At 63.7% G+C, this 15,849-nt stretch carries 17 protein-coding genes; 8 read left to right on the top strand and 9 right to left on the bottom strand.

The window, feature by feature from the left end; all coding sequences use genetic code 11:
- Positions 1 to 74: 74 nt before the first annotated feature.
- From OKW27_RS14405 to OKW27_RS14430, 6 genes are all read left to right on the top strand, one after another.
- Complete coding sequence (locus tag OKW27_RS14405; protein ID WP_429333880.1) at positions 75 to 794, top strand: peptidoglycan recognition protein family protein; 720 nt, start codon at positions 75 to 77, stop codon at positions 792 to 794.
- 49 nt (positions 795 to 843) lie between these two features.
- Positions 844 to 1,164 carry a hypothetical protein gene (locus OKW27_RS14410; RefSeq protein WP_429333881.1) on the top strand — a complete coding sequence of 107 codons (321 nt, stop codon included), beginning with the start codon at positions 844 to 846 and terminating at the stop codon, positions 1,162 to 1,164.
- Between the two features lie 92 nt (positions 1,165 to 1,256).
- Positions 1,257 to 1,865, top strand: a complete 609-nt coding sequence (locus OKW27_RS14415) for a hypothetical protein (RefSeq protein ID WP_429333882.1) — start codon at positions 1,257 to 1,259, stop codon at positions 1,863 to 1,865.
- 335 nt (positions 1,866 to 2,200) lie between these two features.
- A complete protein-coding gene (locus OKW27_RS14420) occupies positions 2,201 to 3,544 on the top strand; it encodes a sugar efflux transporter (RefSeq protein ID WP_429333883.1) in 1,344 nt (447 codons plus the stop codon).
- 216 nt (positions 3,545 to 3,760) lie between these two features.
- Positions 3,761 to 4,795: a phosphogluconate dehydrogenase (NAD(+)-dependent, decarboxylating) gene (gnd, locus tag OKW27_RS14425; RefSeq protein WP_429333884.1), complete on the top strand. Its 1,035-nt coding sequence runs from the start codon at positions 3,761 to 3,763 to the stop codon at positions 4,793 to 4,795.
- 74 nt (positions 4,796 to 4,869) lie between these two features.
- A complete protein-coding gene (locus tag OKW27_RS14430) occupies positions 4,870 to 5,568 on the top strand; it encodes an HAD family hydrolase (protein WP_429333885.1) in 699 nt (232 codons plus the stop codon).
- A gap of 51 nt (positions 5,569 to 5,619) precedes the next feature.
- On the opposite strand, the gene OKW27_RS14435 is transcribed toward OKW27_RS14430, so the two are convergent.
- Both OKW27_RS14435 and OKW27_RS14440 read right to left on the bottom strand, forming a co-directional pair.
- Positions 5,620 to 6,150 (bottom strand): ankyrin repeat domain-containing protein, encoded by a 531-nt coding sequence (locus OKW27_RS14435; RefSeq protein WP_090809966.1) that lies wholly within the window; start codon positions 6,148 to 6,150, stop codon positions 5,620 to 5,622.
- A 114-nt stretch (positions 6,151 to 6,264) separates the two neighbouring features.
- The gene (locus OKW27_RS14440; protein ID WP_262419862.1) at positions 6,265 to 6,393 is read right to left on the bottom strand and encodes a hypothetical protein; all 129 of its coding nucleotides are present in this window, start codon (positions 6,391 to 6,393) and stop codon (positions 6,265 to 6,267) included.
- A gap of 220 nt (positions 6,394 to 6,613) precedes the next feature.
- Here OKW27_RS14440 and OKW27_RS14445 point away from each other — a divergent pair, with 220 nt between their 5' ends.
- On the top strand, positions 6,614 to 9,007 hold the full coding sequence (locus OKW27_RS14445) for a phosphoketolase family protein (protein WP_090809969.1): 2,394 nt from the start codon (positions 6,614 to 6,616) through the stop codon (positions 9,005 to 9,007).
- Between the two features lie 168 nt (positions 9,008 to 9,175).
- On the opposite strand, the gene OKW27_RS14450 is transcribed toward OKW27_RS14445, so the two are convergent.
- Complete coding sequence (locus OKW27_RS14450; protein WP_184035143.1) at positions 9,176 to 9,430, bottom strand: BON domain-containing protein; 255 nt, start codon at positions 9,428 to 9,430, stop codon at positions 9,176 to 9,178.
- 195 nt (positions 9,431 to 9,625) lie between these two features.
- On the opposite strand from OKW27_RS14450, the gene OKW27_RS14455 reads away from it, so the two are divergent.
- A complete protein-coding gene (locus tag OKW27_RS14455) occupies positions 9,626 to 10,321 on the top strand; it encodes a YceH family protein (RefSeq protein WP_429333886.1) in 696 nt (231 codons plus the stop codon).
- 49 nt (positions 10,322 to 10,370) lie between these two features.
- Here the strand turns inward: OKW27_RS14455 and OKW27_RS14460 are convergent, their stop codons facing one another.
- From OKW27_RS14460 to OKW27_RS14485, 6 genes are all read right to left on the bottom strand, one after another.
- Positions 10,371 to 10,889 (bottom strand): SLATT domain-containing protein, encoded by a 519-nt coding sequence (locus OKW27_RS14460; protein ID WP_429333887.1) that lies wholly within the window; start codon positions 10,887 to 10,889, stop codon positions 10,371 to 10,373.
- Positions 10,890 to 10,911: 22 nt separating this feature from the next.
- The gene (locus tag OKW27_RS14465) at positions 10,912 to 11,955 is read right to left on the bottom strand and encodes a rod shape-determining protein (RefSeq protein ID WP_013091688.1); all 1,044 of its coding nucleotides are present in this window, start codon (positions 11,953 to 11,955) and stop codon (positions 10,912 to 10,914) included.
- A gap of 146 nt (positions 11,956 to 12,101) precedes the next feature.
- Positions 12,102 to 12,959: an IclR family transcriptional regulator gene (locus OKW27_RS14470; protein WP_429334599.1), complete on the bottom strand. Its 858-nt coding sequence runs from the start codon at positions 12,957 to 12,959 to the stop codon at positions 12,102 to 12,104.
- Between the two features lie 90 nt (positions 12,960 to 13,049).
- Positions 13,050 to 13,778, bottom strand: a complete 729-nt coding sequence (locus OKW27_RS14475) for an SDR family NAD(P)-dependent oxidoreductase (protein ID WP_429333888.1) — start codon at positions 13,776 to 13,778, stop codon at positions 13,050 to 13,052.
- 13 nt (positions 13,779 to 13,791) lie between these two features.
- Positions 13,792 to 15,093, bottom strand: a complete 1,302-nt coding sequence (locus OKW27_RS14480) for an MFS transporter (RefSeq protein ID WP_429333889.1) — start codon at positions 15,091 to 15,093, stop codon at positions 13,792 to 13,794.
- 105 nt (positions 15,094 to 15,198) lie between these two features.
- On the bottom strand, positions 15,199 to 15,720 hold the full coding sequence (locus OKW27_RS14485; protein WP_090809981.1) for a 2,4'-dihydroxyacetophenone dioxygenase family protein: 522 nt from the start codon (positions 15,718 to 15,720) through the stop codon (positions 15,199 to 15,201).
- Positions 15,721 to 15,849 lie beyond the last annotated feature (129 nt).

Raw genomic sequence — 15,849 nt, forward strand, 5'->3', positions numbered from 1 at the left:
GAATTTCCTTCCGTGCTAGCGTGATCCCCACGCATCCCTCATGCACGCAAACTTAATGCCTCAGAAACCTAATAATGGCTGATTATAATAGCAGCAACTACTGGACCTCCTCAACTACAGAAAAACGTGACAGCAAGCAAAACGCCATTGCAATATCGGTCGATGACCGCGCCGCGACCCGGCAGGCGATTATCAATATGCTTGCGCGAAAAGGCTACAGGCTGATTGAGCGTTCAGCGTGGCACGCAAAGCCCCCGCGTGGCGCGATGCGCGAAAGTCATTGGGACTATCAGGATATTGTGATACACCACGCGGGCCGCAGCTATTCTTGTGGCGCACCTTCTATTGAAGAAATGCAGCGCTTACAGGCGGAGGACATGCGCAGAAGCCCGCCTTTTGGCGATGCAGGATACCACTACGCGGTTTCATGTCAGGGCGAGATATATGAGGCCCGCGATATTCGGTTTGTTGGTGAGCATGTGGCTGCAAGCAATTCGGGAAAAATCGGTATTGTGTTTCTATCCGATTTGGTTGAGGCAGGTGAGGCCTATGAACAGGAATACCGCAACCTATCGATATTTGATAAGCTCAAAAATATTCGCGGGATTCTAACCGACCAGACTATTTCAGGGCATGATAAGCCAACCCCGACTCAGATTCAAGCTGCCACAGCTTTGTGTGGCGTCTTAAAAGATTTTTTAATATTTCAAGACTGGGTGGACACAGGGAATATCAAAGATTGGCAACGAATATTGGACGGGCCTGTCCTGGCAAGCTTGGAATGGATGTTGTGAAATTGCTGCGTTCGAGATTATCGCTATCTGTGCCGGGGGGCGATCTGCCATGAAAAAGAAAGTTTTTGTGGGTGTTTTCGTTATGATTTTTGGATTGGGGATACTCATCTTCAATGTATTTGTAGGATATTACAATTCATATGTCGATCATAATGAGCATGAGATCTATTTTTTAAAGAAATTTCCAACTTTAAGACGGGAATTTGTCAACCCATTTGCAAATGAAGGCGATGCCCCTTCCGTGGATGAACTATCAACCAATGCTCGCAGAGAGCTTTCCGATTTTTGCAAATATGCATACGGTCTGACTTTCAATGACTCAAAGTCCCTTGAGGCTTGTAGGGCGCAGATTCTTCGAGAAAATCTGTAACCGAATTCAAAGCTTTCCTATAGGTGATCGAGCACAAGCTTTTTTTCGGTTGCACTCGACTCATCTGAGGGCGAAATAGCGCAGGAGATTACATGGGAATTTTTTATGCGGCCGTGGACGGAGATCCGCTGACGAGTCACGAGGACAGTCACGTTATTGCGCGCGAAGGCTATCGCGCCGCCACGATAAAAGGGGATGACGGCAAAACCCGAAGTGTGGTCTACATTGGCGATAGCGCCTGGTGTGGTGCATGCCAAAGCACAGGGGTCATCGTCGGCGGCGCGGGGATCAGTGAGAATCGCCGCATGATTGATCTGGCCGGGGGGGCTCGCCGCCAGGCTGTCGGTGGAGATGCGATTCACTGCAACTGCTCGACCCCGCCGCGCATCATTGCGATTCACGGAACGCGATGGTCGATCACTGACGACGCACAGCTTAAAGCAACGAGCACTCAGAAGCACTCCACCCCGCCAGCACCGCTTGTCGAGCCAACGCATACGCGCTGGTTCGCCATCGTCGACAGCGTAACCGATGAGCCTTTATCTGGCCGTGAATTCATCGCGAACGTTGATGGTGTCAGACAGGCCGGCAGGACCGATAGCAACGGTTACGCACGGATTACGACCAATGACGAGAAGCCCGTCGATATTCATGTGGTTTTCCATTCTCCCGCACGCAAACTCAATGCATCGGGAACCTGACAATTAACTGGTGCTTTTGAACAACTATCACACCGAGTTCGATCCGACCTACGACTACAAGGCGCAGGCGCAGCAAATGCGCGCAACTGAGGGCAAGTAGCGGCGAGCGTGCCAGCAGTTTGCCGCTAACGGCACGCATCGGCACGGCGCGGCGCGAGTCGCCGGATGCATCCACACGCTTCTCACGGATTTGGGACAGCGATTAGCGGGTTTACGCGAGCCGCGCTCCAGGTCGATAATGCCCCGGTCGTTCCGGCCCCCTGCCTGCGACGCCTAACGTGCCTTCGAGCGCTTCGCTGCGTATCGAGGCCCGCTCCACCTGACCCACCGTCCCCGTGTTGAAAACTGCGCGTTTTTTCGACCTGCTTCGCATTCCTGGCTTCAAGCCGCTCGCCGCCGCCACCCTGATGCTCGGTGTGGCGATGTCCTTCACCGCACCGTATCTGTCTCTGTTCGGCATCGAACGCGCCGGCATGACGCCGTTCCGGCTCGGCGTATTCATGACGCTGATCGCCGCGAGCGGCGTGCTCGCGAGCACGGCGGCGGGGCGCTGGAGCGACCGGAGCGGGCGGCATCGACCGTTATTGCTGGCGGCGCTCATCGCAGCCGCGCTCGGCTACCTGTGTCTGTGCGTGGTGCGCGATTACCGGCTGCTGCTCGTGGTCGGCATCGTGTTCATCGGCGCGGGCGGTTCGGCGATTTCGATGGTGTTCTCGTTCAGCCGCGCGGCGCTGCCGGTGCCCGACCCTGCCGAGCGCGTGTTCGCGAGCGCGACGCTGCGTACGATCCTCTCGGCCGCATGGGTGTTCGGGCCGGCGGTCGGCGCGCTGGTGCTCGCCGCGACGAGCTTCACCGGACTCTTCCTGTTCGCGGCCGCCAGCTTCGCGACCTGCGGCTTCATCGTCTGGCGCATGCAGGAGCCGCAGAGCCATCTCGGCGATCACACGGTCGAGGACACCGCGTCGGAGCCGTCCGCGTCGATCACGGTGCCGCCGCTGAGGCAGCCCGGCGAGGACGCGCACGAAACACTGCCGGTCGCGTCGGCGAACGACATCCTGCGCTCGGTGACCGCGCTGACCTTGCTCGGCCTCGCCGCGAACGCGACGATGATCGTACTGCCGCTGTACATCGTGCACGGGCTCAACGGCACGCATCTCGACGTGTCGGTGATGCTCGGTCTCGGCGCGCTGACCGAGATCCCGATGATGCTCGCGCTCGGCGCGAAGTCGTCGTCGCTGCACAAGCCGAACTGGCTTGCCGCGTGCGCGGCCGTGCATGCGGTGTACTTCGTCGCGATGTCGCTGGCCGGCAACGTCAGCGTGCTGATCCCGATGCAGATGCTGAACGCGTTCGTGGTCGCCGTGACCTCGTGCCTCGGCATGACCTACGTGCAGGATCTGATGCCGCATTCGCCCGGGCGTGCGACCGCGCTGTTCTTCAATGCGGCGCGGGTCGGCTCGATCCTGTCGGGCGTGCTGTCGGGGCTGCTCGTGCAGGCGTTCAGCTATCGCGGCACGTTCCTGTTCTGCGGACTGCTGGCGCTGGGCGCGCTGGTGCTGTTCGCGGTGCCCGGCTATCGCTATCCGCTGATGTGGCGCGCGGTCAAGCGCGTCGCGGCCGAGCAATACGCGAAGCTGGCCGCCCGCCGCGGCAGCCGCGTGCCCGAGCGTAGCGAATGACACGTGAGCCCGCCGCGTTCGCTTTCGCGCGGATGCGGCGCGCCTCCAGTTGCGTGGAACTTTGAGCCGCGCTGCGCCTCTGCAAAAAAGTGCGGCTTGCTTCGGTACATGCGGCGTAGCTCGCGACACAGCGCCTATGCTTAAGGGCAGCCACGCCGCCGCAACACGATGACCGGAAAATCGGGCAGCGCAACGCAGCATCTTTAGGAGCGAACCATGCAGCTAGGCATGATTGGATTGGGACGAATGGGCGCCGACATGGTGCGGCGCCTGACCAGGGGAGCTCAGCAGTGCATCGTCTACGACGTGCAGCCGGCGGCGGTCGACAGGCTGAAGCAGGAAGGCGTGGCCGGCGCGAGCTCGCTCGAAGACCTCGTCGCGAAGCTCGACAAGCCGCGCGCCGTGTGGCTGATGGTGCCCGCCGCCGTGGTCGACGCGACGCTCGACAAGCTCGTGCCGCTGCTCGAGCCGGGCGATGTCGTGATCGACGGCGGCAACTCCTACTACCACGACGACATCCGCCGCGGCCAGCAACTCGGCGCGCGCCAGCTTCACTACGTGGACGTCGGCACGAGCGGCGGCGTCGCGGGGCGCGAGCGCGGCTACTGCCTGATGATCGGCGGCGAGGCTGAGGTCGTCAAACGGCTCGAACCGATCTTCTCGACGTTGGCGCCCGGCGCGGGCACGCAGAGCACGACACCGGGCCGCGCGGCGGGCGCGAGCACCGCTGAGCAGGGCTTTCTGCATTGCGGCCCGCAAGGCGCGGGGCATTTCGTCAAGATGGTTCATAACGGCATCGAGTATGGGCTGATGGCCGCCTACGCCGAGGGTCTGAACGTGCTGCGCCACGCCGACGCCGGCCGGCACGCGCGCGAGGCCGATGCGGAGACGTCGCCGCTGCGCCGTCCCGAGCTGTATCAGTACGATCTGAATCTCGCGGATATCGCCGAGGTCTGGCGGCGCGGCAGCGTGATCGGCTCGTGGCTGCTCGACCTGATCGCCGGCTCGCTCGCCAGCGACACCGAACTGAAAGGCTACGCGGGCCGCGTATCGGATTCGGGCGAGGGGCGCTGGACCGTCACGGCGGCCATCGACGAAGGTGTGCCGACGCCGGTGCTCAGCGCGGCGCTGTTCGCGCGCTTCAGTTCACGCGGAGAAGCCGATTTCGCGAATCGCGTGCTGTCGGCGATGCGGCACGATTTCGGCGGCCACGCGGAAAAACCCGTTGCGCCGGACGGCGGGCTGAAGTAGCCGAGGCCATCCACGCGTGCGCTATCACGCCGACCCGCCGAACCGTCCCGCCGAACTTGCCACAAGGAACCCCGATGCCAGTCAGCTCCGCCACGCCGCACGACGTCGTGTTTCTGTTCGATTGCGACAACACGCTGCTCGACAACGATCACGTGCTGCAGGATCTACGCGCGCACATGATGGGCCAGTTCGGCGAAGAGAACAGTGCGCGCTATTGGGAAATCTTCGAAAACCTGCGCACCGAACTCGGTTACGCCGACTACCTCGGCGCGCTGCAGCGCTACCGGACCGAGCATCCACGCGACACGCGCCTGCTGTTGATGTCGTCGTTCCTGATCGAGTATCCGTTTGCGAACCGGCTCTATCCGGGTGCGCTCGACGCGCTGCGGCATCTCGGCAAGCACGGGCCGACGGTGATCCTGTCGGATGGCGACGTCGTGTTCCAGCCGCGCAAGATTTCGCGCTCGGGCCTGTGGGACGAAGTCGACGGGCGCGTGCTGATCTACATCCACAAGGAGTTGATGCTCGACCAGGTGATGGAATGCTATCCGGCGCGCCATTACGTGATGGTCGACGACAAGCTGCGAATTCTGAGCGCGATGAAGAAGGCATGGGGCGCGGAGCTGACCACCGTGTTTCCGCGCCAGGGACACTATGCGTTCGATGCGAAGCAGATCGCGAGCAATCCGCCCGCGGACGTGACGGTCGGGCGGATCGGCGAGTTGGCGGAGCTCGACGTGGACACGCTGTTGCGTAGCGCGAAGGACAACTAGGCGGCGCCGCGCGCGTGGTGCGGGCGCCGTTTCATGGGTGACATCGCGGGCTCACGCGCCCAGCGCTTTCAGGCGCGCCTGGGTATCGGCCGCGCCCATCCGTGCGGCGGCATCGGCCGCGCTGACGCCGTTCGCGTCGCGCGCATGCGGGTCCGCGCCGTGCGCGAGCAGCAGATCGACGATCGCGGTGCGGTTGAACATCGCCGCGATCATCAGCGCGGTACGGCCATCGGGCGATGCGCCTTCGACGTCGGCGCCATGCGCGAGCAAGGTTTCGATCACCTTGTCGAAGCCCTTGAACGCGGCGCCCGCGATCGGCGTCTGGCCCGCGTCGTTGCGCAGGTTCGCATCCGCGCCCCGGTCGAGCAGCGTGCGCACCGCGTCGGCGTGGCCGTGGTAGCTCGCGAGCATCAGCAGGCTGTCGCCGCGCTCGTTGCGCAAATTCGGCGGCACGCCTTTCTCGATGACGGCCGCGAGCATCGTCGCATCGCCGCGCCGCGCGAGGTCGAAGACTTCGCGCGCGAGCGCCTGCAATTCGGGATCGGGTTGCGATGCGGGCGGGTTGTCGGTGTGGTCGGTCAAGGCACTCTCCTTGCGATGAATGAGCGGCGCATTGCCAATGCCGCGCCCGGTCTTTCAGCGAGCATACACATTCCGTGGCGCTCGCGTTCGCACGCTGGCAGCCGCGCCGCTGTGCTAGACGTGGCTGAACAGCTTGACCAGCAGCCCGAATATGCCGATCGGTATGGCGACAGCCAGGAATGTGAACACGAGCGTAAGGACCAGGACCACGAGCACTTTGAGCGCACTGGGAGATGTCGACATGGCGGCGATTGACCTGGGGCAGAAAATCACGAAAAGAAAGCAGACAGCGCAAGGAGTTGCACCACGAATGCCACACTCAGCGCGACATACTGGGAGGGGTGGAAAGCATTCGCCCCCGTTTGAGCAGCTTAGTACATTCGACTCGCACCGCCCGGCTTCGTTTCGAGTGCGCCGCATCATCCGCCAACCAGCCTGACAGTTCTTTTCGAGGAGTGACGCCATGGCCGAAGCAACCTCGCATCCCACCCCACCGCAAGTTCTGGACCCCGATACGCTGCGCAACCTCGATCGCTACTGGCGCGCATGCAATTACCTGTCGGTCGGCATGATCTATCTGCGCGACAACCCGTTGCTGCGCAAACCGCTGAAGCCCGAGCACATCAAGAACCGGCTGCTCGGCCACTGGGGCTCCGACGCCGGTCAGAGCTTCGTGCTCGTGCATCTGAACCGGCTGATCCGCAAACACGATCTCGACGTGATCTTTCTGTCCGGCCCCGGTCACGGCGCCCCCGCGAGCCTCGCGAACTGCTACCTGGAAGGCCACTACTCGGAAATTTATCCGGACCGCAGCGAGGACGAAGCCGGTATGCGGCGCTTTTTTCGGCAATTCTCGTTCCCGGGCGGCATCGGTTCGCATTGCACGCCCGAAACGCCGGGCTCGATTCACGAAGGGGGCGAACTCGGCTACAGCCTGTCGCACGGCTACGGCGCCGCGTTCGACAACCCCGAGCTGATCGTCACCGTGATGATCGGCGACGGCGAAGCGGAAACCGGCCCGCTCGCCACGTCGTGGCATTCGAACAAATTCCTGAACCCGATCCGCGACGGCGCGGTGCTGCCGGTGCTGCATCTGAACGGCTACAAGATCGCCAACCCGACGCTGCTCGCGCGCATTCCGCGTGAGGAGCTCGAAGCATTGATGGTCGGCTACGGGCACAAGCCGTATTTCGTCGAAGGCGACGATCCCGACACGATGCATCAGCAGATGGCCGCGACGCTCGAACAATGCATCGGCGAAATTCGCGCGATCCAGCAGCATGCGCGGCAGAACAACGACACGACGCGGCCGCGCTGGCCGATGATCGTGCTGCGCTCGCCGAAGGGCTGGACCGGGCCAAAGGAAGTCGACGGTCACAAGGTGGAAGGCTCGTGGCGCTCGCATCAGGTGCCGGTGGCCGATGCGGTGAGCAATCGCAAGAGTCTGCAGATCGTCGAGGATTGGCTGCGCAGCTACGGTCCCGAAACGCTGTTCGATGCGAACGGCCGGCTCGTCGAAGAACTGCGCGCGCTCGCGCCCGAGGGCGCGCGCCGCATCAGCGCGAATCCGCACGCGAACGGCGGACTGTTGTGCAAGATGCTCGACATGCCGCCGTTCCGCGACTACGCGGTGGCCGTGAAGAAACCGGCGGCGGCGTATACGTCGCCGACCGCGGTGCTCGGCACGTTCCTGCGCGACGTGATGCGCAACAACATGTCGAACTTCCGGCTGTTCGGTCCCGACGAAACTTCGAGCAACAAGCTGCACGCAGTCTATGAAGCGTCGGGCAAGACCTGGCTCGCCGCGCTCGAACCGGGCGACGCCGACGGCGGCGAACTGTCGCCCGATGGCCGCGTGATGGAAATGCTCAGCGAGCACACGCTCGAAGGCTGGTTGGAAGGCTATGCGCTGACCGGCCGTCACGGACTCTTCGCGACCTACGAAGCGTTCGTGCACGTGATCGACTCGATGTTCAACCAGCACGCGAAGTGGCTCGAAAAAGCCAAGCGCGAGCTCGGCTGGCGGCAGCCGGTGCCGTCGCTCAATCTGCTGATCACGTCGATCGTGTGGCGCCAGGATCACAACGGTTTCACGCACCAGGACCCCGGTTTTCTCGACGTGGTCACCAACAAGAGCCCGGACGTCGTGCGCATCTATCTGCCGCCTGACGCGAACTGTCTGCTGAGCGTTGCCGATCACTGCCTGCGCTCGCGCGACTACGTGAACGTGATCGTGTCCGACAAGCAGCCGCACCTGGACTATCTCGACATGGACGCGGCCGTCACGCATTGCACCAAGGGCATCGGCATCTGGGACTGGGCGTCGACCGATCAGGGCGTCGAGCCGGACGTCGTGATCGCGTGCGCGGGCGACATCGCGACGATGGAAGCGCTCGCCGCCGTGCAGATCCTGAAGGAGCGCTGCCCGACGCTGAAGATCCGCTTCGTCAACGTGGTCGATCTGTTCCGCCTGATGCCCGAGCATGCGCATCCGCATGGACTGTCCGACCGCGATTTCGATTCGCTGTTTACGACCAGCAAGCCGGTGATCTTCAACTTCCACTCGTATGCGGCGCTCGTGCACAAGCTCACGTACAACCGTCAGAATCACGGAAACATGCACGTGCATGGCTATAACGAGAAGGGCAACATCAATACCCCGCTCGAACTCGCGATCATCAACGGCGTCGACCGCTTCACGCTGGCGATCGATGCGATCGATCGCGTGCCGTCGCTGCGCGGCGTCGGCGATCATACGAAGGAGTGGCTACGCGGGCAGATCATCGAGCATCTCGCGTATGCGCACGAGGAAGGGATCGACAAGGAGGAAATCCGCAACTGGACGTGGAAAGGCTGAGAGAGGAGGCGCCCATGCACGACCACGATCAGGAACGGACGATCCTCGTGCTGAACAGCGGGTCGTCATCGCTGAAGTGCGGGCTGTTCGCCCACTCGGCCCACGACGAAACACTGTTGCTCGAAGGCGCGGCTGCAAGCGGGCGGGAGCTGACTCGCCTGACTGAGGTCAGCCCTTGCGGACGACGGTCCGGTCCGCGACTGAGGTGACGCCGAACAGACGCGTGACGTCTTCGAGCATCGCGGCGCGCTGTGCTTCGCGCTGAAGCTCGCCCGACAGCGTGATGCGCCCCCGCGCGACCTTCACGCGCACGGCGCGCGGCGGCACGGCCGAATCCCACGCGAGACGGCGCGCTGCTTCGGCGGCGATCTGCGCGTCGGTCAGGCGGGCAGATTCGCTCGATCTCGAGCTTGTGGACCGCATGGCGTCTCCGCGAAACAGAATGTCGATCAACTCACACTAGCAGATGTGGCGGGTTTTGCCGGCGTGCGCGCTTCGCCGGCAGCGTAGATTCGCTCGCCGCGCCGGGCTCGCCGCGTTTATCATAGTGCCCACCTGACAGAACGCGCCGTCCAGCCGCGAACGGCGCGCGCATCTTCCACGAGACCTCGCAATCCCATGAATTCGACTCCCGACGCTCCTTCCCGACCCTCGCTGCGCGCGCTGACTGCGCTCGAAGGACGTGTTCTCGGCGTGCTCGTCGAAAAACAGCACACGGTACCCGACAGTTATCCGTTGTCGCTGAACGCGCTGACGCTCGGCTGCAATCAGAAGACCGGCCGCGCGCCGGTGATGAGCGCGACCGAGGCCGAGGTGCTGACCGCCGTCGACGGCCTGAAACGCCTGAGCCTCGTGTTCGAGGGCAGCAGCAGCCGCGTGCCGCGCTTCGAGCACAACATGAACCGCGTGCTCGGGCTGCCGGGACAGTCGATCGCGCTGCTGACCACGCTGCTGCTGCGCGGCGCGCAAACGGCCGCCGAATTGCGCCTGAACAGCGCGCGCCTGCATGGCTTCGCCGATATTTCGTCGGTCGAGGCGTTCCTCGACGAACTGGCCGCGAACGATCCGCCTCGCGTCGTCCGGCTGCCGCGCATGGCGGGCGAGCGTGAGAATCGCTGGATGCATCTGTTGTGCGGCGAGTTCAGCATCACCGAAGCCGCGCAGTCCGCGCTCGCCGAGGACGACAGCGTGCCGCTGTCGGCATTCGAGGCGCTGAAGGCCGAGCAGAAGCGTCTCGCCGATGAAGTCAGCCGTCTGCAAGCCGTCGTGCGGCGCATGGCGACCGAGCTGGGTATCAACGCGGACGATCTGTGATCTGAAACGGAAACGAAAGCGAAGGCGAAGGCGCGCCCCGCCGCCTGTTTCACGCATCACGCCGACGCGGCCTATCCGCCAGCAATGTGCGCTGCGTGCGATAGAAGATCCGCGGCGGCACGTTCGGCGAGTCTTCGGCGAGACGGTCGAGTTCGGTACGGATCCCGGTGAGGTAGTGCGCTTCGCGCGCATCGGCGTCACCGGCAAACACCGCTTCGAGCCGCCGACGCACCGCGCCGTAGCGCGCACCGGCCGCGCGATGCTTCTCGGCACGCTCCGCATAGCGCAGGAACGTCTGCAACGCGGCCGACAGCGCCGCCGCCACGCTGACGAGCCCAACGACTATCCGCATCTCGATCGACACCGGCGGCGCGCTCAACGACGCGAACACCGCCGTGCCGACGAACGCGGTCAGCGCGGTCACGAGCCAGCCCATGCGGCGCTCGCGCGCCGACAGCAGATCCGCCATGTCGTAATGGCTCATCTGCGATTCGCGCGCGCGGCGAATCCATTTCAACAGCAGCTCGGTTTCGTCGGCGGGCGGCTCGTAGGCTGGCAGGGTCGTCATCGTTCAGCGTTCGGCACGCGCATCAATCGTAGGAAAACGAGCTGCCGAACTTCTCGATCCGCTCCAGCGCCATGCCCGAGCCGCGTACGACGCAGGTCAGCGGCGCCTCTGCAACGAACACCGGCAGGCCGGTTTCCTCGGCGAGCAGACGGTCGAGATCGCGCAGCAGCGCGCCGCCACCCGCGAGCGTGATGCCGCGCTCGGCGATGTCCGCGCCGAGTTCCGGCGGCGTCTGTTCCAGTGCGATCTTCACCGACGACACGATCTGATTCAGCGGATCGGTCAGCGCTTCGAGGATTTCGTTGCTCGACACCGTGAAGCTGCGCGGAATGCCCTCGGACATGTTGCGGCCTTTGACTTCCATCTCCATGACCTCGGAGCCCGGAAACGCGGAGCCGATTTCCTTCTTGATCGCCTCGGCGGTCTGCTCGCCGATCAGCATGCCGTAGTTGCGGCGGATGTAGTTGACGATGGCGTCGTCGAACTTGTCGCCGCCGACGCGCACCGAGCCTTTGTACACAATGCCGCCGAGCGAGATCACGCCGACCTCGGTGGTGCCGCCGCCGATATCGACGACCATCGAACCGGTGGCATCCGACACCGGCAGGCCGGCGCCCGTCGCCGCGGCCATCGGTTCCTCGATCAGATAGACCTGCGAGGCGCCCGCGCTATGCGCGGCCTCCTTGATCGCGCGGCGCTCGACCTGGGTCGAACCGCACGGCACGCAGATGATGATGCGCGGCGATGGCGCAAACAGCCGCGACTCGTGCGCCATCTGGATGAAGCGCTTGATCATCTGCTGGGTGATGTTGAAATCGGCGATCACGCCGTCTTTCATCGGGCGGATCGCCTCGATGTTGCCCGGTACCTTGCCGAGCATCTGCTTCGCTTCGCGGCCCACGGCGAGGATGATCTTCTTGCCGTTCGGCCCGCCTTCCTGGCGGATCGACACGACCGACGGCTCGTCGAGAACGATGCCCTTGCCGCGCATGTAGATCAGCGTGTTCGACGTACCGAGGTCGATTGCCAGGTCGTTGGAAAAGTAGCCGCGCAGAAAACCGAACATGCGTATTCCTGTCTTTGCGAAGGCGGGCGCGTGAGCGCCGCCGGGAGCTTGTCGGGGTCTGCCGCTTGCACGCGGCGGGCGGCCAGAGCGGCCGCGCGACAGCAAGAATAGCAGTTTATCGGCGGGCGCGGCCGCACTATCGTCCGCTATCTGCCGCTCGCCGGCCCCAGCCGCGCCGCGATCGTGCGGCATGCCGCAAGCAGCGGCTCGATGTAAGTGGCTTGCACATCGTCGCGGCGGCGGAAGGTCGGCATGCTGATGCTCACGCAGCCGGCCGCGCGGCCGTCCGGGCCGCGAATCGCGGCGCCGTAGCAGCAGATCGATACTTCGTTCTCCTCGCGGTCTTCCGCGTAGCCGCGCTGCGCGGTCGCGTCGAGCTCGCGGCGCACGGCGTCGAGGTCGGTCAGCGTGTGCTCGGTGAAACGCTCGAGCGGCGCGTTCTTCAGCAGCGCCTCGCGCTCGGCCACGCTGAGTGTCGCCAGATACGCCTTGCCGACCGAACTCGACGTCAGCGACACGCGCGTGCCGATGCGCGATGCCATGCGCACCGCGTGCGGGCTTTCGAGCTTTTCGATGTAGACCATCTCGCCCTGGCTGGGCACCGCGAGGTGGATCGTCTCCGATGTGAAGTCGCGCAACGCCATCAACGCATCGACGGCCGCGAGCCGCAGATCCGAGCGCTCCCAGCTATGGCTCGCAAGGTTGATCAGGCGCGGTCCGAGGCCGAAGGTGTTGGCGCTGCCGCTCGCGACGATCAGCCCTTCAGCCTGCAAAGCCGCGACGATGCGATGGACGGTCGGGCGTGGATAGCCGCTCGCCGCGCTCAGCTTCGCGACGTTGGGCGGCGTTGGCGCATCGGCGATCAGTTGCAGCACCGCGATGAACTTCGAGAACGCGGCGGCGCCGGCGACGGCCCTGGAGTCGGCTTTGTCGTCGGCGTGCCCGACAGCATCATGGTCGGCGGCGCCGGCGTGGGAACGGGGTTTGGAAGCGGAACTCGACATCACACAGAGGTAGGGCAGAGCAGGGGTACGCAATTATGCCTTTATCGATGGCGTCAAACGACGGCGGCGCCGCTTCACGCGCCGACTCGATCACGCGACGAGATATCCGCCGTCGACCGGCACGATTGCGCCCGTCATGAACGACGCCGCCGGCGAGCACAGGAACACCGCGACCTGCGCGACTTCCTCCGGCGTGCCCCAGCGACGCAGCGGCGTACGTTCCAGGATCGCCAGCGAGCGGCCATCGTCGTCCTGCAACGCCTGGGTGAGCGGCGTTGCGATCCAGCCCGGCGCAACCGCATTGACGCGAATGCCGTCGGCGGCATAGGCGATCGCGAGTGACTTCGTTAGCTGCGCCACCGCGCCCTTGCTCGCGCTATAAGCCGGCACGAGACCGCCGCCGAAAAAACTCAGCATCGACGCCGTATTGACGATGCAGCCCGCCGACGCCTTCAACGAGTCGCGCGCGGCGGCGCACACGCGCATCGTGCCGTTCAGATTGATATCCATCACGCGTTCGAACACGTCGAGCCGATGTTCTTCGACGCGGCTGATCACGCCGGCGCAGTTGACCACGATGTCGAGGCGCTCGAACGCGTTCACCGCGGCCGTGACGGCGTTGCCCGAGCGGACATCCAGCGTGACGCGCGCAATCTCGCGATCGAGCGTATCGGGCGTGCCTTCGGGCAGCGGCAAACCAGCCGCCACCGTGTGCGCGCCAAGCTGCGCGAGCGTGTTGGCGATCGCCGCGCCGATACCGGACAAGCCGCCGGTCACGAGCGCGGTCTTGCCTTCGAGGAGCTGGTTCTGGAATGTCATGGGAGAAGCCGCCTCAGGTGGGTTGGGTCTCGATCGAGCTCGCGAGCGGCGCGGGCGCCACTTCCTGGACGACGAACAGATAGACGAGCGCCGCCGCGAACGCGACGGCCGCGCTGATCAGCAGCGCGTTGACGAACGAATGCGTCCGATCGACGACGATGCCGGTGATCACCGGCGCGAACGAGCCGCCCAGATAACCACCGAAGTTCTGCATGCTGCCGAGCGACGCCACCAGATGTCGCGGCGCGGCGACGCTGACGAGCGCCCATGCGCTGCCGCTCGACAGGTTCACGAACAGCATCGCGAGCGACACGTAGACGATCGCGAGCGTCGTGCTCGGTGTGTAGGCGGCCGGCACCGTGAATGCGGCGGCGCCGACGAGACCGACGCACAGCGGCCACTTGCGGCTGCGGATCGGCGCCATGCCGCGCTTCAACAGATAGTCGGCGATCACGCCGCTGCTCGCCATGCCGATCGTGCCGAACACATACGGAATCGCGACGAGCCAGCCGGTGTGCGCGATGCTCAGATGACGCTCACGCTCCAGATAGCCGGGCAGCCACGTCAGATAGAGCCACACCATGTAGATCACGCCCATGAAGCCGAAGATCATGCCCCACGTGTTGCGCAGCTTGAACAGCGCGCCCCATTCGGACCAGCTGAGGCCCTGCGGATTCTCCTGGCCGGTCGCGCCTTCGTTCAGATGCGCGGTTTCTTCTTCGGTCAGCGCGATTTCGCTGCGATTGCGATAGACGAGGTACCACGCGAGCGCGACGACAACGCCGGCCACGCCCATGATGACGAACATCGTTCGCCATCCGAAGGAAAGCATCAGCACCGTGAGCAGCGGCGGCGCGATCATCGGCGCAATGGTGGATGACGAGATGAAGGTGCCGATCGGCGTGCCGCGCTCGCGGACCGCGAACCATTCGCTGACGACTTTGGCGCCGGCAGGAAACAGCGGCGCCTCGGCGATGCCGAGCACGACGCGCGCCGTGAGAAAGTGATTGAGCGTCTGGATGAAGCCGCCCGCGACCTGGGCGATCGACCACACGAGCATGCCGAGGCCGAGCATCACGCGCGATCCGAAACGGTCCAGCAGCGCGCCGACCGGCAACTGCGCGAACGCATACGACAACGAGAACGCGGACAGCAGCAGCCCCATCTGCGAAGCGGACAGATGCAATTCCTCGCTGACCAGATGATTCGCGATCGACAGCGTGCTGCGGTCGAGATAATTGACGATGCCCGCCACCGTCAGAAAGACGACGGCGACCACCTGGATACGTTTCAGACGCTGCGACTTCTGAAGCATGTTTGTCTCCTGCGCAATGGGTCCTGCTGTGTGGGAATGGTGTTGCCGTGCCTGTCGGTATTGCGGTGTCCTGGCTGTTGGTTCTGTTGGGGCTGGCGCGGCCTTTTACCGGACGAACTGCTCGACGTAGTCTTCGCCGAGGCCCACCGCCGCGTAGTGCTTGCGGCACATGTCGATCTTCGTGAATACGTCTTCGTAACCGGTGTAGTTCCCGTACGGATCGCAATAGAACATCACGCCGTTGACCTGGAAGTACGTGATCATTTCCTCGACGTCCTCGGGCACATATAACGTATGCGTTTCGCCCGGCGGCTCGTACACGTAGCTGCCTTCGGTCGCGACCCAGTCATGCTCGAGATAACGCCAGCGGCCCTTGAGCACCATGCCGTGCACGGCCTGCGGATGACGATGCCGACTCAACACGCCCGAGCGGCGTACGCGCAGCAGATTCATCCAGTATCCCTGCGACGCATTCAGGCACAGTGGGCGGAACGACACGTTTTCTGCCTGCGGGACCCACACGCGTTCGTCGGTCGGAATCGCGAAGGGCACGACGATTTCCTTTTGCGCTTCCTTCGGGAACGGTAGCTGGTAGGGCGTCAGGTCGGATTGATTGGCCTCTGGCATGGGAAATTCCTCGCGAAGTGTGCAGAAAAAAGCAATGTCCACATTGTGGATAAAAAGTCCATAATATGGTTATTATCGGAACCGCTTTGGGTGGGGTCAATCCTGGGGAAATTACTGGTCAGGCACGAT

The sequence above is a fragment of the Paraburkholderia sp. 35.1 genome (genome assembly GCF_050436525.1).
Taxonomy (GTDB): Bacteria; Pseudomonadota; Gammaproteobacteria; order Burkholderiales; family Burkholderiaceae; genus Paraburkholderia; species Paraburkholderia tuberum.

Coding starts and splice junctions, on each gene's coding strand:
- OKW27_RS14405 (WP_429333880.1), top strand. CDS start 75: ATGGCTGATTATAATAGCAGCAACTACTGGACCTCCTCAACTACAGAA.
- OKW27_RS14410 (WP_429333881.1), top strand. CDS start 844: ATGAAAAAGAAAGTTTTTGTGGGTGTTTTCGTTATGATTTTTGGATTG.
- OKW27_RS14415 (WP_429333882.1), top strand. CDS start 1,257: ATGGGAATTTTTTATGCGGCCGTGGACGGAGATCCGCTGACGAGTCAC.
- gnd (WP_429333884.1), top strand. CDS start 3,761: ATGCAGCTAGGCATGATTGGATTGGGACGAATGGGCGCCGACATGGTG.
- OKW27_RS14430 (WP_429333885.1), top strand. CDS start 4,870: ATGCCAGTCAGCTCCGCCACGCCGCACGACGTCGTGTTTCTGTTCGAT.
- OKW27_RS14440 (WP_262419862.1), bottom strand. CDS start 6,393: ATGTCGACATCTCCCAGTGCGCTCAAAGTGCTCGTGGTCCTGGTCCTT.
- OKW27_RS14445 (WP_090809969.1), top strand. CDS start 6,614: ATGGCCGAAGCAACCTCGCATCCCACCCCACCGCAAGTTCTGGACCCC.
- OKW27_RS14450 (WP_184035143.1), bottom strand. CDS start 9,430: ATGCGGTCCACAAGCTCGAGATCGAGCGAATCTGCCCGCCTGACCGAC.
- OKW27_RS14455 (WP_429333886.1), top strand. CDS start 9,626: ATGAATTCGACTCCCGACGCTCCTTCCCGACCCTCGCTGCGCGCGCTG.
- OKW27_RS14460 (WP_429333887.1), bottom strand. CDS start 10,889: ATGACGACCCTGCCAGCCTACGAGCCGCCCGCCGACGAAACCGAGCTG.
- OKW27_RS14465 (WP_013091688.1), bottom strand. CDS start 11,955: ATGTTCGGTTTTCTGCGCGGCTACTTTTCCAACGACCTGGCAATCGAC.
- OKW27_RS14470 (WP_429334599.1), bottom strand. CDS start 12,959: ATGTCGAGTTCCGCTTCCAAACCCCGTTCCCACGCCGGCGCCGCCGAC.
- OKW27_RS14475 (WP_429333888.1), bottom strand. CDS start 13,778: ATGACATTCCAGAACCAGCTCCTCGAAGGCAAGACCGCGCTCGTGACC.
- OKW27_RS14480 (WP_429333889.1), bottom strand. CDS start 15,093: ATGCTTCAGAAGTCGCAGCGTCTGAAACGTATCCAGGTGGTCGCCGTC.
- OKW27_RS14485 (WP_090809981.1), bottom strand. CDS start 15,720: ATGCCAGAGGCCAATCAATCCGACCTGACGCCCTACCAGCTACCGTTC.